Genomic DNA, 21,927 nt, shown 5'->3' with positions numbered 1-21,927 from the left:
TTCAACTCTTATATCTTTTTCTTCTAATACTTTCTTAATTTCAAATGCATATTCGTTAAACTTATCAGAAATAGGTAATATACTTACTTGTACAGGTGCTAACCAAACAGGAAATTTACCTGCATAATGCTCTATTAAAATCCCAATAAATCTTTCAATACTTCCAAAGATAACTCTATGAAGCATTATTGGTCTATGCTTATTTCCATCACTTCCTACATATGTTAAATCAAACCTTTGTGGCATTTGGAAATCTAACTGTATTGTTCCACACTGCCATGTCCTACCGATAGCATCCTCTAAATGAATATCTATTTTCGGACCATAAAAAGCTCCATCACCTTCATTAATCTTATACTCAAGTCCCTTCTCTTCTAATGCTTCTTTAAGTGCATTTGTTGCCAATTCCCATTCTTCATCAGTTCCCATAGAATTTTCTGGTCTTGTTGAAAGTTCTACATGATACTTGAACCCAAATATACTATAAACATAGTCAACAAAATCAATTACACCTTTTATCTCATCTTTTACCTGTTCTGGTAACATGAAAATATGTGCATCATCTTGAGTAAATGATCTAACTCTCATAAGCCCGTGTAATACTCCAGATAATTCATGTCTGTGCACTAAACCTAATTCACACATTCTAATAGGGAAATCTCTATAACTATACATCTTTCTCTTATAAAGCAGCATTGCTCCTGGGCAGTTCATAGGTTTTATAGCATATTGGACAGAATCAATATTTGTAAAATACATATTTTCTTTATAGTGATCCCAGTGTCCAGACCTATGCCATAATTCCTCATTTAATATAATAGGTGTTTTTACCTCTCCATATCCTCTCTTAACATGCTCTTTTCTCCAAAAATCTTCTAAAATATTTCTGATAACCATTCCTTTAGGATGGAAGAACGGGAATCCTGGCCCTTCTTCTTGTATACTAAATAAATCTAATTCTTTACCTAACTTTCTATGGTCTCTTTTCTTAGCTTCTTCAAGTCTATGCAGATACTCATCTAAATCCTTTTTCTTTTCAAAAGAAGTTCCATATATTCTCTGAAGCATCTTATTGTTTTCATCCCCACGCCAATATGCTCCAGCTATACTTAACAATTTTATTGCTTTAACCTTTTTCGTATTTGGTAAGTGTGGTCCGGCACATAAATCAACAAATTCGCCTTGTTTGTAAAAAGATATTACTGCATCTTCAGGTAAATCCATTACCAATTCAACTTTATAATCTTCACCTCTATCTTTTAAGAATTTTATCGCTTCTTCTCTTGGCAGTTCGAACCTTTCTATATCAAGCTGTTCCTTAACAATCTTTTTCATTTCTGCTTCAATCTTTTCTAAATCTTCTGGTGTAAATTTATGCTCTGAATCAAAATCATAATAAAAACCATTTTCGATAGCAGGCCCTATTGCTAGTTTAGTATTTGGATATAATCTTTTAACAGCTTGTGCAAGAATATGGGCACTTGTATGTCTGAAAATGTCTGCTCCTTCATCATCACTAAACTTCAATATACTTATCGAAGCATCTTCTTCAATTATATGATTTAATTCCACTACCTTTCCATTTAATTTAGCTCCTACAGCCACTCTAGCTAATCCACTACTTATATCATTAGCTACATCAAATACAGTAACACCCTTTTCATACTCTCTTACAGAACCATCTGGTAGAGTAATTTTTATTTTCGCCATCTGCATCCCTCCTAAATTATTTTTGATACTAGATGATTGATATTAGATACTAGGTACTTGGTACTAGATGCTAGGTATTTAGTGTTATTTTATTATGCCTTAAAAAATAAAAACTCCCGGCCCCAACATATAGCTAGGGACGGGAGATATCCCCGCGGTTCCACCCTAATTGGTATAAACCCTCTTAATGACTTTAACGCAGTCAACGGAAATCCTTACCCTAAAATTAGGTTTCGGATACAACTCAGGGGCAGTTTTCAACTAGTCATATCTTAGGGAGACTCTCAGCCTACGGTACTCCCCTCTCTTTAAGACTGTTTCTAGTCTACTCTTCCCTTCACAGCTTTAGCATATGAATTTTTAATAAATTATAAATATATTTTATATTTTTGTCAAGAAAAATATGTACTTTATGTGATTATTTTATGATAATGCCGCATCAATAAAAATCTTTTATCTAATTATTTTTTGCTTAAAAAATGCAACCACTCTAATATTTCACTTAAGGCCAATAATATAAACGAAACAGCGATAAAAAAAGTAACTATTAATATTAATATTAAATAACTCCCAAATATTGATGTTTCCACAAGACCGTAGAGCAGAATAAAAACAGCTAAAAAGATACATATATAAGCTAATTTCTTTAATATGTTTTTAATTTCCATTAATATTGCCTCCTCGTATATTATAACTTATCTCCTAGCCTGAATAATCTAAATATCCATTTAAAAATAAACAACTTTTAAATGTGAACATCTGGCTATATACATATAGAATTTACAGGTATTTCTCAATAATAGTAATAATCATTATTTTCTTCTATAAAAATAAATTTTTAATTTTATTAATCACATTTTCCAATTCAATAAAAACTGTTCAAATATTCTAATAGATTTATTTCTAATAACAACATAATTAATCAGCAAAATACCCACTAAAACTAAAGGAGCAACAAATGATTTATTAAAAGTTAAAAAAATCGTCGATAAAATAATTCCCAAAATAACATAAAAAACTTTTAAACGTCTGAAACTTAAACTAAAATTGACAATAACTCCTTCTGATGTCTTTTCAATTTTTAATTTACATGAATCGGCATAACTTAAGATTGGATGTAATAATATGTTTTTCGATAATCTTAACTTGCTTACAGTCATTATCTCACATTTATTACCATCTTGCTTTAGCCTCAAACTTTCATGCTTATTAATTACCTCTTCTAACTTTGTGTAAAAGTCTTGTCCCTTTAAAAAAACTCTATGCATATTAACCACTCCCAAAATTTTCATTATTACTTTTTTATATCTCCTATTTATATTTCTTCTTCATTCGACTTAAATCTTATTTCAATACATGGATATTTGGAATTATATAGATTAAATGTTTTTACATTAAAAAATTTAGATGGTTCTTTTAAATTAATTCTAATGTAACTATTATCATATTCTTCATAAAATTCTACAGAGTTAAAGTAGCAATTCTCTTTAATATTTTCTAATTTCTGTTTATATAAATTACTATCTATTTTTGTATCTTCAAAACAAATAATTAGTTGATTTTTTTCTTCATTATAATTTATTTCTGTATTTGGTATATCTATAAAATCTGCATAAAACATAGCTTCAAAACCTTTTTGTGGTTTAAACATAATTTGTATTCCATTCAAAGTAGTTTCTATTTCAGCGATAATTTCATTTACTTTACTTCCGAGAAAAACTTTTTTATCAATTGGAAAATTTATATCTTTATGTCTTGCAATAAAATCATAATTACAATTAACATTTTCAGTACTTCTGATACAATGTATTTCAAATGGTGCTGTTCTTAAAGCACTTTCTGAATGTTCCCCATTTGCTAGCAACACTATGTAATTTTCATTTATTACTTCGTATGATTCAATAAAGCAATCTTCACTAGGTAAAATATCTCTATCTCCTGTTTTTAAATTAATCAATTCAAATCTATTTGATAAAGTAGGTTCTTGACTTTCAATTAAAACATAATCTGTATCATTTCTTTTGAATTTAGTTATATTGACTATTTCCGAGTCTGAAGCATCATATTCTTTTTTTATCTCTTCTATTGTTAATAAATTCTTACCGCTTTCTTGAACATTATTAACTTTTTTATCGTTATTCATTGTACACCCTGAAACTATAAATAAAGACATAATAATTACAAACAGTTTAATTTTCATAATTATTCTCTCCTATCTTTTTGCATAGTGTCAAAAGTTTAGAGCAAATTTAACACCCAAACATTGAAATTTAAATAATATAAAGGTACCGCCAATATAGCAAAATCACAAACTGCTTTTATAATACTCTTAGTTAATCTGTTGTAACTATATCTTCGATAAGGACCATATAGTAATATGGAGCCATTTCCTGGATTAGGTACATAAAGAGGTGATATAAAATTTGAGTTGGTAGAGTTTTTATATTCCATAATTTTATTTAATATATATTGTTTTATTGACTCATCAGTAAGTTCTCTTATATAGAAAGTTCCCATATCTGTATTTATTGTTATTTCCTCTGTTTTATCTTTATTGTTTTTTGAACTTATGTTTCTGTTATCATCAAATACAAACGCCTGTATACTTGAAAAACACATTGTTAATACAATAATCATGGTTATTATACGTTTAAATTTATTGTTCATTATTCTTCCGCCCATCTTGTTTATTAAATAAGTTAAGAACAAAGAACGTTGGTATTGCCATAAATAACCAATATAAATACTCGTTCTTTATTTCAAAAAAATCTATTAATAGGGTAGAACAAATAAAAAGTAGTAATGAAAGTGATTTGCCTATTTTGGTAAATGCAGTATTTTTTAGAATTCTTTCATATATGTAATAGAATGAAAATAATAAAAAAGTAGTCAACAAACTTTTTGGATTTAAAATATTCAGAATATTCATACAATCACCTCACCAAGAACCATTGTATAAGCTGAAACTATATAAACTAATTCTACTATTCAACTCTTGAATTTCACATATATTCACTATATACTTTATATTAAGCAGCCTATTAACTCTACCTAACATGCTTGCCGACATTTATTTGAGTTAGTAGGTTTTTTTATTTGGCGTTCTTGGGTATACCATATTCTCGCATCCTGTATCTAAATAAATATAATTATTATTACTAAACTTTTTATCCTCTCAATCTGCCATGATTTTCATCAGCTAATTCATATACAGTACCTCGTGTTGTTATGTTATTGTTAGTTACTTTCTAATTCTCTTAATGACATATTTTTTTCTTTTCTTAACTTTCGTATCTTTTCTCCTATAGTTAGTATTTCCATATTCCTCTCTCCGTTCACTTTTTGTTTATATTATTTGTTTTCTGTTTAACTTTATTATAAATTACTTTCTATTATTTGTAAATAATGTTTTTTTAGTACTTTTAAGTTGCCATTTACTATTTTAACCTTTGAAAATTAAACTTGAAATATTTTTCTAAATACGCTATAAATTAAGCCACTAAATTAATCCTTTTTAATTCAAGGACTTTCTTTTTTTATTAAGGCTGTATAGGGATTATTACTTTATTAGTTGTATAAAAAATAGGATTTGTAAATGTTACATTAATCTCTTGTTGTCCTTCTTTTATATTAGAAAGGATTAATTCTTTATAATCGTCATTAGTAATTTTTGAATTATTTTCTTCGCTAGGATCCACAAATATACACTTAACACCTTCCACTATATACTTATTTAATTCATTTTCATCTACATTGGCTAAAATATTATATAATTTCAATTCTTTTGTTCCAACTAGATTTTTATTAATAATCAACTTTACTTTTTGTGCTGCTTTTTCTATTAGCTTACAATCATTTTCTGGTGTCTTGTAATTAAAGCGTTCAATATAATCGACCCATTCAACACTATTAATTATTAAATTATTATCTCCAAGCTTTATATTAATTGGAAGTTCGTTATCTTTACTTATAGTTACTTTAGCTTGTAAATCTGTATCTTCAATTAGAATATAAGGAATAACTAATTTTATACATGGCTCCAGTTTTCTATCAAAATAAAGTACATTTTCCGAATTATTATTTATACAATAATATTTTTCTCCATTATCGTCTAATAGATAAATATCTTTTAATGGAAAAGAAATGGATTTCGCAGAATCATTGGCTTGTGCTAATAAATTAACTTCTAACTTATTTTCAACATAGTTAGTTACTACAGCAATATCAATACCAATGTCTTCTATAGAAATATAATTACGTTCCTTGGATGATACCTCTGGTAATTCAGTCATAACTATAGGCATTGTATATTTATCATAAACTATATTAAATTTCTTTACCACATCATTGAATGTATAAGTAATTCTACCGCTCCATTGATAATCGTCATAGTCCCATATCATATCCCATGATGTTAATTCTGCTACGTTTTTATATTCATCTATTGCAATTATCTGATGTTCTAAGACTTTTTTTCCTTCCATTTTCAAAGGTACATTACCTTCGATTATTAATGTTACAGTATTCCCTTCAGTATAAGCTGAATTAACTTTTATATATTTCTCACCAATAAGCATTTCTACTGAACCTAAAAGACCATATGCTTGTTTTTTAACATCTGTATATATCAGTTTATTTATACCTGGAACATACCTCAATACTCTCTGTGCAGCATAACTTATTGGATCGCTAAAAGCTAAACATAATATTAGCAATATAGGTAACGCTATAATAGCCACATATTTCAAGTTATGATATGTATTTATTTTACTTTTTCTTATTATATCATTCCTAATATCATCAGTAATTTTTATACTTTCTAAATTTTCCTCTATATAATCTCTTAAATTTTCAAGATTGTTCATAAGCCATCTCTCCTATCCCTCTATTTTTTAATTCTTTTCTTGCTTTTGATAATCTAGCATATGCATTTGATTCAGAAATACATAAGATTTCTGCTATTTCTTTAACAGTAAACTGTTGATAATAATACATTAAAATAATCTCTCTATATTTTGGTTTTAGTTTCATTATTGACTTGAATAAATCGTTATCTTCAAGTCTATCAAATAATTCTCTATCTGAAACTTTCTTATTCTTTAACTTTTTATCATTTAGTACAATTCTTTTTAACCATGAACTTCGTAAATAATTCTTACATACATTAATACATATTCTTGTAATCCAAGTTTTTTCTGATGAATTACCTTTAAAAGTATGAAATTTCTTATATACTCGTAAAAATGTATCTTGACATGCATCTTCAGCTAGTTGATAGTCTTTTAAATATAGATAACATAATCTTAAAATTTCTGTACCATATTCATTTATTAAACGGTTGAAATCTTGTTCATTCATTGTTTCCTTACTCACCCATAATCCCCCTTTCAACCATTAGACACATTATAATTTTAAAACCTTACATTTTTTTACCTAATAGATACAAAGAGACAGTTTTTTGGTTTCTTTTTACATACACTAGAACCGTTCCTTTGTGTCTTTGTATTTCATCCTCTTTAAAATATTTTAGTAAAATTTCTGTTTTTTTGTTTTAAACTTATCATCTTCCACTAGCCCCCTATACTTTTATAAAACATCATTGTCCTATCGAACATAAAAGCACGATTAAAACTAATAAAATTTGGTGATTAAATTTTTAACCAACTTTTACTTGACAGTAACCATGACACAAAATAGTATTGACAAAAAAAATTGGGTATGTTATTCTATATATAGAATATATTTGAAAATCAAGAAATAATTTATCATTTGTGAAAAGGTTACTAGAATTATTAAAATATATATAACAAATAACAAAAGAAAATCAAATAGATAACATTTATGTAGACTTATTTTGAAAAGGAGGGTTATACCTTGAAAAAGAAAAAACTTTGGGTATTTGTATGTATTGTATCTCTGATTGGATTAGCAACAGGTGTACTGGCTAGCTCTGAGTTGTTTGGAACGATAAAACAAGTACAAGAAAATGAATATGCTCTAAACAATATGTGTTTATTTGAAACTGTGAAAGATTTTGAAATAGTATACCCTAATGTAATAATTCCCAATAATTTACTAGGATATGAATTAGAATATCTACTTGTAACAGAAGATCCTTTTATTGATCAAAAATTTTACGAAGAAGTAATTAAAAACAAGAAATTAGAATGGCAACATGATTTATCTTTGATTGATTATCTAGAAGTTAGCTACAAAAATCAACATTCCGAAGTGATTAAACTCCATTATAAAGATGCATCAAAACAATTCATACCACAATTAGATAATTATATTTCAGATAAAATCCAAATAGGAGATGTAACCTATAATATATATCACGATGGCGCTAACCTTAAATTTATTACGTTTGAGAAAGAACTATGGGGCAAAAATTATAACGTACACGTGGAATTGCTCAAGACTGAATCAGATGGCTCTGTGGTTAATCAGTTCGAATGGGATAAAGATAAAAATGAGATAACTGAATTTTTACAATCCCTTTCGTTAAATAATTTGATTGAAGAGAAATAATTTGATTAATATCACAAAAAGTCTTTTACACACATTAAAAAGACCATTTATGGTCTTTTTAATGTGATATTCCTCATATTCAGTTTCAAGCGAAATCTTTTCAGGAAGCTCCTTTATCAGCATAAGGTATCCATCTTACATTACCTAGAGACATTTTGTTCAACCACTTCATGATTGTTACTTCCTCTTTCTTCTAAAATTTCATTTCCTATCTCATAGATTTGTTTTAACCTTAACATCTCTTGCTTTACTCGTTTTAGCCCTTCTTCAGTTATTATAAAATCCTTTTTTCGTTCTTCTGGATCTACTGGGCAAAGTTCAGTCCGCGCTTTTTTATGTAGATTATTTATTGCGACATAAAGTGTACCTGGTCCAAATACAACTCTATCTTTGCCATTGTCTACACCTTTTTCTTGTTGTCCACATTGTTTATGAAAATTAAATCGCCCAACGCACTAGTTTCAAGTAGTAATTATGTTTTTAATAATCTTTTTATGTTTCCTAAATAATTATCTAACATCTTATCCCTCCTAATTCGTTTTTAAACATAAAAATAGCGATTCAAGATTTCTCAAATCGCCCTACAATGGTTTAGTTTTTAATATTACGCTTTCAAAAATCACCTCTAACTATGATCATAAAATATAATATCTTTGGCTAATTAAATTATGATTTCTCTTATCATCTTTTATTAAATAACTATGATAATTTTCAAAATTTTATCTTTATCAACTTTATTATTTGAATTACAAATGATTATTCAATAGGTAGTTCAGTACCGGCTCTTATTCTTCCATCCGTATCTTGTCCGATTTTTATTTTCATTTTCCATAATCCTTCATTCTTATTAACAGGAATCTTTTCAATTATATTGTTCTCACTATCTGCACTCATTTTTTTCACCATCTCACCATCAGGATTATATATCCAAATGTCAATTTTACCTTGATTTAAATTTGTTTCAATATAAATATTTTCAAACCCCCTATTAACTTGAATTTCTTTTTCTATCTCACTATATTCTTCCTCATATTCTTCTGGTATAAAATTAAATTCTACACTATGACTTTCTTTTGAGTTTGAACATGCTGTCAAAGAAAGACTAAATATTACAAGTACACAAAGTAAAAAAAATACTCCTCTTCTATTACAATAAAACTTTATCATCTTTCATTATCCTCCCATCTATTATTTGAATAATTCTTTTAGAAAACTTAGCAACGTTTAAATCATGGGTAACTAGTATTATCGTCTTACCAAGTTTATTGAGCTTCAGAAATATATTCATTAATTCTTCTCCATTTTTTTGATCCAAAGCTCCAGTAGGTTCATCTGCTAATATAATATCAGCTCCGCTGATTAAAGCTCTTGCTAAAGCAACCCTTTGTTGCTGCCCTCTCGATAACTGATATGGCATTTTTTTTAATTGGCTTTCAATACCAAGTTGACTTGCAGCTTTAAAAATTAGTTCCTTTCTTTTCCTTCTATTAAGATTACGTGGCAACAACGGAAGCTCTATGTTTTCTAAAACAGTATATTTTTCCATTAAAGCGAAGTTCTGAAAAACAAATGTGATTTGTTTATTTCTTATTCTACTAAGATCTTTATCGTTTAATTTAGTCATATCTTTCCCATCCAAATAGTATTCACCCGATGTTGGACGATCCATACAACCTATAATATTTAGCAATGTAGATTTACCTGAACCAGATGGCCCCATTATAGATAAAAATTCAGACTTCTTTATAGTCAAATTAACTCCATCTAACGCTTTGATAATTTCAGAGCCTTCTCCATAGTATTTACATATATCTTTTAAAACTATCATTTCTATTCTCCTCCATCTATTAAATCAACGGGTTGGTATTCCGAAATCAACTTTATAGGAAGTATTGATATTATAATTAAAACTAATAATGCAAAAATAGTAATAATCCAAAGCGAATAGGACTTTAAAGTAACTAATAAAACATTTACTGTTGTGAACTTCATAGCTTGTACTTTTAAAAAATAATACATATAGACGACAATAGTAGAAATTCCAACCAATATCAAATTTTCAAAAATTACTGAACAAATGATATCTTTCTTTGAATAACCATAAGCAATCCTTATACCAAATTCCTTTTTTCGTAAAAAGACAGAAACACATAACGATGCAATAACGGAGACTAAAGAACAAAATGTAATAGTGAAAGCTAAAATATACCCAAATTTAGCAATGTTCTTTTGACTTTTCTCCCAAAGCTCCATAAATTCAGCTAAATTACTTATCCTCATTTTTACATTTTCATTTAATGCAAATTCTTCTATCTCTTCAAGAATTTTTAGATAATTTTTGTTTTCCCCTAAATTAATAAATATTTTACCTACAGTTGATAATTGAGTCATATTGTCAGTCTTATCACTTGCAGAAAACGGAGCAAAAAATTTTGTGCTAAGTTTTATTGGCGTATCTGTAATAGGATCAGAATCATTAAACCAAATATCATTATCACCTAAATATCCTTTAACAATATACTTAGCATTGTTATGTTCTATAGTTAATATGGTATTCACTTTTATTATATCGGAATATTTAGAACCTACAAATAATGGTAAATACTCTTCTCCATCTATTAAAATTGGTTTAAAATCATTCTCTTCTAAAGAAAAGTTAATATAATTTAGCATATTCGGTTCTATCATAACTACATCAGAAATACCGGGATAATCTTCTAATATTGTTCCTTTTAATATAGTAGCATTTCTTTCTCTGTATTCTTTGTTATTTTTTAATTCTTTAAAATATAAAGTTGTCTCATCATATGCTGATACACTTACATTTTCATATCTCATAGCAAATTCTTTAATATTATTAATCTTTTCTCCTTCTTCTCCTGGAGGTATTGAACTAAAATCCAAACGGTATATACGATTCATATTTGTTTTAAACATACTCTTAATCATCTTTTGCTGTATTTTAAATGCAAATGATGTAGTTACAACCCTTAAGATAAGAAATACTGAAATAGAAATCAATAATATCATCAATAACGATCTACCTTTTTCTTTCCATATAGATTTAAAAGCAAAATTCATAATTATTTCACTCCATCTGCAGGATGAATTTTAGTAACATAATATGACGGTATTATCATTGATAGAAACATTGTTATTGACAAAACCATTAAAATAGATAGTATAGCAATTACATAACTGGATAAAGATATGGTAAATATATTTCTTTTATATATTACTAATTGAAGTAAGCCGCTAATTACCGCTGCCAATAATAAAAGCTGTAATATCTCAAAAGACATATTTTTTATAATCATAAAGTCAGAACAACCAAAAGCTTTCCTTATACTAATTTCTCTTTTTCTTACAACTATCCAGTATTGTGAAACAATCACAGTATTAATCAATGCAAAAGCTAATAATGCTAAAAAAATTGAGTATTTTGATGACATTAAAATATCGAATGGATGAACTTCATTTTTTATCTCTCGATAAGATACATTTATTTTCTTAGAAACTTTTTTTAAATTTTCTTTGAATTTTTTATATTCTTTTACTAAATCATTATTGTTAGAAGCAAATTCAAGCAAAATTCCGTCTTGGTTTTCAAGGGTTTCTGGGAAAATATCAAAATAGTCTATGCCATTCATAATTATTCGTCCTTTAGAATAAGGTGCTTTTTCCGTGGATATGATATCAAAAATTTTTAATGTTCTACCTTTTACTTCTATCTTTTTGCTTTTATCTGTTATATTATCGGCAATAATAATTTCTCCTCTAGGAAGTTTTGTAATACTTCCAATAGAAGGAACAGGTATTTCTTCTGTTTGTTTCAATATAACTTCAGAGACAAATGTGCCATCAATATTAGGGAAAAAAATCCTTGCATTCTTAAAATAAATGTTGCCTTTAACATTTTTCAAAGATTTAATAATATCTTCATAATCTAAACTATTATTATTTAATAAAATTCCTACTTCTATTCTTCTGGAATAATCATATTGCTTCTGTATATTTAAAGCATCTCTAATCTCGGTATATGATTGTAAGCTGTTAAATAATGCAAAAAATACACAAATAAAATTAAGAATAATAAGCGTACTAACAATCTTATATCTTTTGTATACTCTAAACATAACCCATCTCCTTAACATATATTAATATAAAGTTTCCGCCCACAAAACGAACGGAAACTTTATATTAGCTATTTATCATCCCATCTTTCAATTCTAACAGCAACTCTATAACCATTATTTCCAGTTGTAAACTTTGTTTTTGCCTTTCCATAATCTTTACCAAAGGCAGACCAGTTAAAATCCGTCTCTAATGTTGCTATCGCTTTTGTACCTTTATATTCCAATATTCTTTCAGAAGTCTTGGCTAGTACAGGAACAGCCATAATCAACATTAAAGCCAAAGCTAATACCATTATCGTTCTTTTCTTTTTCATTCTAAATCCCCCTTATTTACTCATACTTAATTATCGATTCATCAATTTAATACCAAAATTGATTTTTAAGTATTTATTTTATCCCAAAAGGTATTCATTAAGATTTTCGTTGTCATTAAAAACCTTTACTTATTTCTATCCCCTTACATATACATTATTCCTCCTTTAAAACTATTGAAAAAATTTTTGATTTTTGATATATTCAAATAAATAGTTGCATTTCCAATAATATAGGATAATAATTTGCATTGCTTATTTATGTTTAAAAACAGAAGTAAAAGTTTAAAGTAAACTTGATATTCGAATATCGGAATTCACATATATCTATTATATCAAGTAGCCTATTAACTCTATCAAACATGCTTGCCAGCATTTATTTGAGTTAGTAGGCTTTTTTTATTTGGTACTCTTGGATATACCATACTCTCACCTCCTGTATCTAAATAAATATATTACTAAACTTTTTACCCTCTCAATCCTCCATCATCTTCATCAGCTAATTCATATACAGTACCTCGTATTATTACATTATTGCCAGTTATTTTTTGGTTTCCAAATACAGTTACTAAATTAAACATCAATATTCCTACTGTAATAAATGCAAGTACCTTTTTCATTCCACTACCCCCTTTCTAAATATAATTTATTTCTTTTATCGTATATGCTCTTCTAAATACTTCTAATGCCTTTTCTTTTTTCCCTAATAAGCTGTAAGTGTTACCGAGTTTTAGATATGCAGTTACGAGCATATCTTTCATTTCCATTTTTTCTAGTATTGATATTTGTTCTTTTATCTTTGTTATCGCTTCTTCATATAATTTTTTATCTATTAAGTATTTAGTGTAATAATCTAATCCTTTGACTATATAATCTTTAAGTTCTCTCTTTTTACTAAATTCCATAGCATTTTCTAACTGCTTAATAGCTTTTTCTTCTTGTCCAATTTTTAAATAATATTTATATAGCTCAAATAGTGTTGTTGGTAATTCATCTAAATCCATTTCTTCTTTTATCTGTTTTGCCTTTATTAAATGCTTATATGCTTTTTCGTATTCCCCTGACTCTAAATATATACATCCAAAGTTATTTTCTATAAATGCTTCTGTTTTTTTGTCTGCTTCTTTTTGGAGTAATCTATTTGCTCTTTTTAAAATATTCTCTGCTTCGACATATTCTTTATTGAGAATAAGTGTTGATGCATATTTAAGTAAGCTTTGAGCATATCTTTTTGCATCTTTTAGCTGCTTATCTATTCTTAAGGCTTCCTTTGCATATTTTTTAGCATTTTTCTTATCCTTTAATCGGTGATAACATGTTGAAATGTTATATAGTATGTTACTTTCTAATTCTAAATTTTTAATAGGCAACTGGTTGTAAAATGAACAGGCCTGTCTGTATTTGTTTAATGCTATTTCATATAAACCTTTTAGCGTATATATATTACCTTCTTTGATTATTATTTCTATTACTTTCTCTATATTGCTCATATTAGAGTAGTAATAAAGGCTTTTTTGTATGTTACTCAAAGCAGCATCATATAACTTTTTATTTATATATGCTTCAGCCATTAGCAAATTATTTTCTCCTAAAATCTCTGCTAAATTATACTTTTGTGCATACTTATCAATTTTTTTATATATTTTTTCTACATCGGATATATTGTTTAAATTTACATGTATTTTCATTTCTTCTAACCACAATTTGCAATATCTTTTCACTTGATCTTTTTCTGTTTCTAAAAGATACTCCAAATCTACATCTAATTTTTGAGCTAGATATTTTAATAATTTAATATTTGGACTTGCCTTACCGTTTTCAATATAACTTAATTGTGCTTTTGAAACAAAATCTCCTCCTAATTCTCTTAATGACATATTTTTTTCTTTTCTTAACTTTCGTATCTTTTCTCCTATAGTTAGTATTTCCATATTCCTCTCTCCGTTCGCTTTTTGTTTATATTACTTGTTTTCTGTTTAACTTTATTATAAATTACTTTCTATTATTTGTAAATAATGTTTTTTTAGCACTTTTAAGTTGCCATTTACTATTTTAACCTTTGAAAATCAAACTTGAAATATTTTTCTATTTAATAAAAACTGTTCAAATGTTCTTAATAACAACATAATTAATTAACGAAATACCAACTAAAACTAAAGGAGCTATAAATAAATTTAACTTAAATTAAAAATCTCATCTTATCTAAAATTAAAAATCTCATCTTATCTAAGTGTCAAAAAAATCTATGTTGAATATTATATATTAGACGAAAGAAAGGAGAGGATAATATATGCCTAATAAAATCATTCAAGTACCTGTAGTTATAGGTGAAGGTTATAAACAGTTCCTATTAGTTACAATTTTAACTATTCACCCACCTAGTCCGCCTGTATTTAGAATTAAGGATATAGAAAAGGAAGTTATAATCACAAATTGTAAAGTTATAAAAGACAAAGTAATAATAAACGGTATAGTAGATAAAAATATAAACTATAAGACTGTAGAACATGTACACGAAGATGAAGGTAGACCAGTTGTAAATGGACCTATATTCCATTATACTACTCAAATTCCTTTCTCAACTTTTATTGAAGTACCAGGTGCTATGGAAGGTGACAATTGTGAAATTGAAGCTGCAGTAGTAGAAGGTGAGAAAGACGAATTAATAGATCCAAACGTGCCTACAAACAATAATGACCCAGTAACTTATAACAAATTAAAAGAAAAATTGGTTATTAGAATAGACGTTAAAGTTACAAGGACTGAAAAAATAAATATTGATCCTTGCTGTAATTCAATGAAAAGCTAAGAAATTTAGTAAGCAGTTTATAATTTCCTATGGATTATAAAAAAGCTAAGGTCACCTTTAATGGTGCCCTTAGCTCTTTTCTTCATATTTAGTTATATGCGAATTTAAACTATAATTCTTTTTATTATCGTCCTTTATAATATTATATGGCATCTTAAGTTCGATTTGACGAGCTGAATTTTTGAGAATTTCTAAATCCATTTCTAGCATATCATGCACTGTAAGATTATCTTCTGGCTCAAACTGCCAATATTGAATATCTGAGTTTTGCTTTTTGTCCTTTCTAATATCTCCTTCTTCATTTCTACATAACTTTTTCTCTTTAACTATCTCATTCTTTGAATTATTTTCTTCTTGCCTTACTAATTGCGTATTATGGTCAGAATTTATTTTATCCGAAACAAATAAGTCAACTCTTATTTCCCCAGAAATCCTTATATCAATATAGGTATTTATAAGCCCTGAATTGGTAATATTTAAAAAACAAGTTGGTTGTGTAAGAAAAACAGCTACAGCTTCTATGTCTTTCATATTAACTATTTTATTAGTGTCAGTTAATTCATAATTAACAATTTCGCAAAAAGTTTTTCTCAAAGATTTAGCTGAATATTTTTGTTTTCCTGAAGAATTATTTGTAAAGCAAAGCAAAATGTCATAGTCCCCATAAACTATAATCTTTTCCTTAGACAAAATTTCAGCAAATAAGTTTGAAGGCTTAATTTTATATGTTATTATTTTTGAATCATGTAAACCAGCTATTTTATAATAATGAGTGAAAATTTTTGTAACTTTACCAATATTAATTGTTGTCATTATAATATCCCCCCCTGACTAAAATTAATTTTATTTTCGTTCATCGCTATTATTTCCCATACTTACATATTATGCATAAAACAGTAACTAAGTTACTCAAATAGAATAAAATCTTCATTTAAAGAACAAAATCTTCAATTTAAATAAATTAATGAAGATTTTATTGAAATCCATAAACGGAAATTATATTTGAATTTATCCACAATTTAAGGTAGTTTATAACGCCTCTGGCATGTAAACATGCCAGACAAAGTTTCAATAAAATCAACATTAATTTTTTTAATATGGGATTTTATTATAATTTCCTATGGATTATAAAAAAAGGGTCCCGCTTTGCGGGACCCGCTTTTTCTGCTATCTGCAACTGATTTACTCTATCCTATATGTTATATCACATACACCTGTATATCCTGTATATTTAATCAATATTATATCCCAATGTTTTAAAATATTTGTATTTTTCTATTCTTTCTACTCTTTCTCCATCTATATAGTATGATAATATAACTCAATTTTTGATACTTTCATTAATTATCCTCATTATGTCTATAATAGTTTGGTCAATTGTATTTCAATTCCTTATAGGTACTCTAGTAACAAAAGGAGTGGTTTATAAATGTTAAATTTCAGATTCTGTTTCAATTCCTTATAGGTACTCTAGTAACTCTTTTTCAGCTTACTTAAGTTAGATATCCTTTCTAGAGTTTCAATTCCTTATAGGTACTCTAGTAACATTACAGTTTGGCAGGGTAAAGGCAAAAGTTTATATTTGTTTCAATTCCTTATAGGTACTCTAGTAACCCATTGCACATATTGATAATACCACATTTTTGCATATCAGTCAATTAACTGATTTTTTGTGTTAATTCCTACTAATATACTAGAGTTTCACCCTTCTATGTATTGAATTTTACACGTTTTTTACAAAAAACAAAAAGTCGTCGATCTCTAGGGATTTTTGCACTACTGGAGGTCGACGACACAATAATGTTTAATTCTTCATTTAACCCTCACTCTCTGCTATACAATTTTCTTCTAAAACTTCTCCTTTATTTATTCTTATAATCTTATCAATCTTTAACTTTTTAGGCAGTCTATGAGATATTATTAAAACTGTTTTATTATCAAAAACTTTACTAACCATTTCCCAGAACTTATCTTCAGTATTTACATCTAAATTCGAAGTAGGTTCGTCCATAATTAATATTTTTGAATTTTTAAGTAATGCTCTAGCTATTAAAATTCTTTGTCTTTCTCCTCCTGAAAGCTTACTACCTCTCTCTCCTACAACTGTATCATAACCTTTTTCTAACCCAGTTATAAAATCATGGATTTGTGCTTTTTTACAACTTTCAATAATTTCTTCCATAGTAGCATTTGGCTTAGATAATAATAAATTCTCCTTGATAGTTGTATTAAATAAAAATGCATCTTGAGAAATAAAACTAATATTTGTCCTTAAAGATTTTAAATCTATGTCTCTTATATCAACATTATCTATCTCAATTTTCCCATCTGAAGCTTCATATATCCTCAATAAAAGTTTTATAAGACTTGTCTTGCCAGCTCCTGTTTTACCAACAATAAGATTTACTGTCCCAGGTTCAATATTCAGATTTACATTCTTAAGGATTTCTTTATTGTCTATACGTAAACTTACATTCTTGTAAGATACCTTTCCATCAATATCATCAAGCTTTATATCTCCACTAGTCTCTTTTTCTAAAGACAAATATTCAGAAATCCTTTCGAAACTTGCATTCGATTGAAAATACTGGGCTATCGAATTCATTAACCTTATAGAAGGTTCAACCAAAATATTCAAAAAGTTTATATAAGCAAACAAAGTTCCTATCGAAGGACTTCCTTTAGTTATGTACCAATATCCTCCTACACCAATAATAACTGCTTGATAAGGAAATAATACTCCCCTCCATATAACATTTGTCACATGAATACATAAAATCTTTTTTATAGTCAATTTAGCTAATTTTTTAACTTTTTCTGAAAATCTATTAATTACTCCTTCTTCCATAGTAAACGATTTTATCTCAATTATACCTGCAATATTCTCATTAATAGTTCTAGTTGTATCTTCTAACTGATATTGTACATTCCTACTAGCTACACTAACCTTTTTTCTTACTGATGAAAATATTAACATAAATATTGGTATAATAGGAATCATAACTAATGTAAGCTGCCAATTTATCATAAAAAGATAAGTCAACGCACAAGCTATAAGTATAAATGAATTTATAATTTCAACAAAAGCTCTAGAAGCAGTTGTTTGAATATTTTCTACATCATAAATAAGTCTAGAAATAATTTCTCCTCCATTTGTTTTTAAATAAAAATTATAAGGCAAATCGATTATATGCTTGAAAAGAACTTGTCTAATATCAGCAACAATACCTTGTCCCATTTTCGCTAAAACATATTCTATTAGTAAACTGATAAGTACATATAAAATTGATAATAAAACAAAAAATATACAAAGTTTTAATAATTTCGAAAAATCTTTAGGAATAAGAGCACTATCTATTAAATCTTTTAGCAACCAATTGTTTTTAATCGAAATAATAGTCAATATTAAAGTAAAGACTATTGAAATAACTTGCAAATATCTATAAGGTTTTGTATATTCCAATATCCTTTTTAAATTACCTTTCTGATTATATTTCACCGTTATATTCCTCCTCGCTATCAACATATTTTTATCTAATCCTTTCATAATTCCAACTGTAATAGATTTTCATCTTTTTCAAAGGGCTTGGCTGACTTCTCAGCCAAGCCCTTCTATTTTCTAAGATTCTATTGTTCCCTCTATTTTTTTAGAGTTTTTAATAGCCTTAAATGCCTCTATAATCATCCAAATCTCAAGTATCATTATTATAATTCCTATCACAAACAACAACCAATCTGAATTACCTGCATATTTTATAATATTGTATACCATGCCCCAACCTGTCATAAGTATCATGAAAATCATTGGAATTAGAGTATATACAATCGGTTTCTTTTTCTTAGCTAGATATACTGTTATAACCAATAGCGCCAATCCTGCCAATAATTGATTTGTAGCACCAAACAATGGCCATAATATCATCGCACCTGCTCCGCCAGGTTTTGCCAATGCCAATAACAAAGCTGTAATTACCGCAAATAGTGTAGCTCCTGTTTTGTTTGCGATTGGCTTGATGTTCCAACCTTCTGCTAACTCGCTAACAACATATCTCTGTATTCTCGTAGCTGTATCTAATGTAGTTGCAGCAAAACTTACAATAAATACAGCTAATATAGTTTTAGCAAATTCGCCACCAATACCTATGTGTGAAATAAAGCTAGCACCACCATCAACAAAAGCTCCCAACTTAGCTCCTAAACCACTTGCACTAGCCCAATCAGCATATCTCTGTGTCCATGCTGCTGCATCTCCTAATCCTGCTGTACAAGCTACAATAACTAACATTGCAAGTGCTCCTTCTAATAGCATACCGCCATATCCTATTGTCAAAGAATCTTCTTCTTCGTTTAACTGTTTTGAAGAAGTACCAGAAGATACTAAACTATGGAATCCTGAAATGGCACCACATGCTATAGTAATAAACAAGAATGGTAATATAGGAGGTGCACCTTTAACAGCAGTATTTATAGCTGGAGCCGATATTGTAGGATGTGCAAATACTAATCCTATTATTAGTAGTGCCATAGCTACTAATAACTCATGGGAGTTGATATAATCTCTTGGTTGTAGTAAAGTTTGTACTGGTAATATTGATGCAATAAACGCATAGATAAGTAGTATGAAAACCCAAACTAAAATTTCTTGTAATCCAAAAATCTCAGGAATATGAAAATCATTTATATAAACTGCTCCTACCCAGATTGTAAAGTACATTAAAATTATTGCAATAATTGATAGCCACTTTACATTCATATTTTTCTTATAAACTAAATAGCCCATAAGCAATGCAATCGGTATTTCCATCCAAACTGGAAATACAGAAGCTGGATACATTATAAATAACTTACCTATAATCATAGCAAAAATAGCTATTACAATTAGTAGTAAAAAGAATATTACTAACAAGAATAGAACTCTTGAAGTCGGACTAACAATATCCTTAGTTACATCCCCCAAAGATTTACCTTTCTTTCTTGATGATATAACTAGTGCTCCAAAATCATGTACTGCCCCCATAAAGATTGAACCTATAAATACCCACAATACTGCAGGTACCCAACCCCAAATTACACCAATCGCTGGACCTACTATCGGACCAGTACCCGCTATAGATGTAAAGTGATGCCCAAATAGAATGCTTTTTCTGGTTGGTACATAGTCTACACCATCATTAATAATATGTGCTGGTGTTCTATTTTTATTACTTAACTCAAATAATTTTCTGCCTAAAAACTTACCATAAGTCTTATAGGCAATAATGAAACCAAAATAAGTCAATACTACTAGTAATAATGAATTCACTTTTTCCCCTCCCCTTTTAATTTTTTAGCAATGATTTAAAACCACTTAGATTTTTACTTGCTCATATCTATTTCACCTCCTTTCAAACCTTTCAAAACTGTATACAATATTCATCATTTAATGTAAAATATTGCTTTATTTCAATTTTATTTTTATTTTGTATTTATTATACTCCTTTTAACTTTATAAATAAAGAAAAAAAACATGTCATTTTCCTACAAAAAATGACATGTTTTTAAAATAATATAATCAATATACCTTGTATAATTCCTATTAAAAATCCCAAAATACCTCCCAAAATTTCTATATGCTTAAGCTCTCGTTTAGCAATAGAAATGATTATGCTCTCTATCTTTTCTAATTCAAAAGAGTTAATTTTTTCCTCTATCATTTCTGAAAGCTTAACTTCATTTGTTGCCTTATGAACCATTTTTTCAATTAAATCTTTTAATATTCTTTCTCCTTCAGAATCAACCATTTCATTCACATAATTAAAAATCATATTTTTAAAAGTGCTCGGTATTATTGAAGGCAATTTCTCATCAATAACTCCATTAATTTTTCTCTTAATAATAAATATAATATTTGAAAGATTTTCCTGTTCAACCACTCTATCAATAATTTCATTAATTGAAACAAGTTCATCTTCTACCACTTGACCAATACTTTTAGCCATCTCTTGCCTTCTTTTCGGAATCAATCCCTGTATTTTTACATTTATAATAGGTATTGTAACAGGTTTTAGTGGTCTAAATATTAATTTAATAGCTATTATATTAGTTATCCAACCTATCATAGCTCCAATTGCTGCTAAAGTCAGTACCTTAATAATTACCATATTATCACCCCGTATGTTGAGTAATTAGTAGTTAATAGCAATATAATATCAACTAATATTTGATTATAACATAATTTTTGTTTTCTTAAAATAGTATTGACCTAAAATCCAGATATTTCGCATCAAAATTATAGTATAATTTTCCTCTCCCGTTTTATTGTAAGATGTTTAGATGCTAAAAATATATTTGATACTTTAGTTAATTCTAAATCTGGATTCTTAAAATGCAGTAAAAATTTAGATGTATCTTCTATTAATTTGCATTACATACAACTTAAAAATAACAAAAT

At 27.8% G+C, this 21,927-nt stretch carries 20 protein-coding genes and 1 other annotated feature; of the genes, 2 read left to right on the top strand and 18 right to left on the bottom strand.

All coding sequences use genetic code 11. The annotated features are described in order from the left end of the window. From thrS to AB4Y15_RS08645, 7 genes are all read right to left on the bottom strand, one after another. A partial coding sequence (thrS, locus tag AB4Y15_RS08675) for a threonine--tRNA ligase (RefSeq protein ID WP_427339773.1) occupies nt 1-1,710 on the bottom strand: 1,710 nt, incomplete at its 3' end. Nucleotides 1,711-1,842: 132 nt separating this feature from the next. Next, nucleotides 1,843-2,060 (bottom strand) — a binding site (T-box leader). Nucleotides 2,061-2,171: 111 nt separating this feature from the next. Continuing rightward, nucleotides 2,172-2,378, bottom strand: coding sequence for a hypothetical protein (locus AB4Y15_RS08670; RefSeq protein WP_427339771.1), 207 nt, complete (start codon nt 2,376-2,378; stop codon nt 2,172-2,174). 183 nt (nt 2,379-2,561) lie between these two features. After that, complete coding sequence (locus AB4Y15_RS08665) at nt 2,562-2,978, bottom strand: hypothetical protein (RefSeq protein ID WP_427339769.1); 417 nt, start codon at nt 2,976-2,978, stop codon at nt 2,562-2,564. 47 nt (nt 2,979-3,025) lie between these two features. Further along, nucleotides 3,026-3,910: a hypothetical protein gene (locus tag AB4Y15_RS08660; RefSeq protein WP_427339768.1), complete on the bottom strand. Its 885-nt coding sequence runs from the start codon at nt 3,908-3,910 to the stop codon at nt 3,026-3,028. Nucleotides 3,911-3,948: 38 nt separating this feature from the next. Beyond that, a complete protein-coding gene (locus AB4Y15_RS08655) occupies nt 3,949-4,377 on the bottom strand; it encodes a hypothetical protein (protein ID WP_427339766.1) in 429 nt (142 codons plus the stop codon). 872 nt (nt 4,378-5,249) lie between these two features. Next, complete coding sequence (locus AB4Y15_RS08650) at nt 5,250-6,575, bottom strand: hypothetical protein (RefSeq protein ID WP_427339765.1); 1,326 nt, start codon at nt 6,573-6,575, stop codon at nt 5,250-5,252. Next, entirely contained in the window at nt 6,562-7,083 is a 522-nt protein-coding gene (locus AB4Y15_RS08645) for an RNA polymerase sigma factor (RefSeq protein WP_427339763.1), read from the bottom strand. Before AB4Y15_RS08645 ends, AB4Y15_RS08650 begins: the two co-directional genes overlap by 14 nt. 501 nt (nt 7,084-7,584) lie before the next feature. Between AB4Y15_RS08645 and AB4Y15_RS08640 the strand changes: the two genes are divergently transcribed. Next, entirely contained in the window at nt 7,585-8,241 is a 657-nt protein-coding gene (locus AB4Y15_RS08640) for a hypothetical protein (RefSeq protein WP_427339761.1), read from the top strand. Nucleotides 8,242-8,997: 756 nt separating this feature from the next. On the opposite strand, the gene AB4Y15_RS08635 is transcribed toward AB4Y15_RS08640, so the two are convergent. The 7 genes from AB4Y15_RS08635 to AB4Y15_RS08605 all read right to left on the bottom strand — a co-directional run bounded on the left by AB4Y15_RS08635 (nt 8,998) and on the right by AB4Y15_RS08605 (nt 14,619). Next, entirely contained in the window at nt 8,998-9,408 is a 411-nt protein-coding gene (locus AB4Y15_RS08635) for a hypothetical protein (RefSeq protein ID WP_073197935.1), read from the bottom strand. Next, a complete protein-coding gene (locus AB4Y15_RS08630) occupies nt 9,389-10,069 on the bottom strand; it encodes an ABC transporter ATP-binding protein (RefSeq protein WP_427339760.1) in 681 nt (226 codons plus the stop codon). Before AB4Y15_RS08630 ends, AB4Y15_RS08635 begins: the two co-directional genes overlap by 20 nt. Before the next feature lie 2 nt (nt 10,070-10,071). Further along, nucleotides 10,072-11,322, bottom strand: a complete 1,251-nt coding sequence (locus AB4Y15_RS08625) for an ABC transporter permease (RefSeq protein WP_427339759.1) — start codon at nt 11,320-11,322, stop codon at nt 10,072-10,074. Nucleotides 11,323-11,324: 2 nt separating this feature from the next. Then, nucleotides 11,325-12,377: an FtsX-like permease family protein gene (locus tag AB4Y15_RS08620; protein ID WP_427339758.1), complete on the bottom strand. Its 1,053-nt coding sequence runs from the start codon at nt 12,375-12,377 to the stop codon at nt 11,325-11,327. Between the two features lie 68 nt (nt 12,378-12,445). Further along, on the bottom strand, nt 12,446-12,691 hold the full coding sequence (locus tag AB4Y15_RS08615; protein WP_427339756.1) for a hypothetical protein: 246 nt from the start codon (nt 12,689-12,691) through the stop codon (nt 12,446-12,448). Between the two features lie 464 nt (nt 12,692-13,155). Next, nucleotides 13,156-13,308 (bottom strand): hypothetical protein, encoded by a 153-nt coding sequence (locus tag AB4Y15_RS08610; RefSeq protein ID WP_427339755.1) that lies wholly within the window; start codon nt 13,306-13,308, stop codon nt 13,156-13,158. 15 nt (nt 13,309-13,323) lie between these two features. Next, the gene (locus tag AB4Y15_RS08605; protein WP_427339754.1) at nt 13,324-14,619 is read right to left on the bottom strand and encodes a helix-turn-helix domain-containing protein; all 1,296 of its coding nucleotides are present in this window, start codon (nt 14,617-14,619) and stop codon (nt 13,324-13,326) included. Nucleotides 14,620-14,978: 359 nt separating this feature from the next. Between AB4Y15_RS08605 and AB4Y15_RS08600 the strand changes: the two genes are divergently transcribed. After that, entirely contained in the window at nt 14,979-15,497 is a 519-nt protein-coding gene (locus tag AB4Y15_RS08600; RefSeq protein ID WP_427339753.1) for a DUF3794 domain-containing protein, read from the top strand. A 69-nt stretch (nt 15,498-15,566) separates the two neighbouring features. On the opposite strand, the gene AB4Y15_RS08595 is transcribed toward AB4Y15_RS08600, so the two are convergent. The 4 genes from AB4Y15_RS08595 to AB4Y15_RS08580 all read right to left on the bottom strand — a co-directional run bounded on the left by AB4Y15_RS08595 (nt 15,567) and on the right by AB4Y15_RS08580 (nt 21,637). Further along, nucleotides 15,567-16,310, bottom strand: coding sequence for a hypothetical protein (locus AB4Y15_RS08595; protein WP_427339752.1), 744 nt, complete (start codon nt 16,308-16,310; stop codon nt 15,567-15,569). A 1,003-nt stretch (nt 16,311-17,313) separates the two neighbouring features. Then, complete coding sequence (locus tag AB4Y15_RS08590) at nt 17,314-18,996, bottom strand: ABC transporter ATP-binding protein (protein WP_427339750.1); 1,683 nt, start codon at nt 18,994-18,996, stop codon at nt 17,314-17,316. A gap of 120 nt (nt 18,997-19,116) precedes the next feature. Beyond that, complete coding sequence (locus AB4Y15_RS08585) at nt 19,117-20,799, bottom strand: carbon starvation CstA family protein (RefSeq protein WP_427339748.1); 1,683 nt, start codon at nt 20,797-20,799, stop codon at nt 19,117-19,119. 235 nt (nt 20,800-21,034) lie between these two features. Then, nucleotides 21,035-21,637 (bottom strand): DUF445 domain-containing protein, encoded by a 603-nt coding sequence (locus AB4Y15_RS08580; RefSeq protein ID WP_427339746.1) that lies wholly within the window; start codon nt 21,635-21,637, stop codon nt 21,035-21,037. Nucleotides 21,638-21,927 lie beyond the last annotated feature (290 nt).

This window comes from Caloranaerobacter longqiensis (genome assembly GCF_050286925.1).
GTDB lineage: Bacteria > Bacillota > Clostridia > Tissierellales > Thermohalobacteraceae > Caloranaerobacter.
This window is presented reverse-complemented; position numbering and strand designations above follow the sequence as displayed.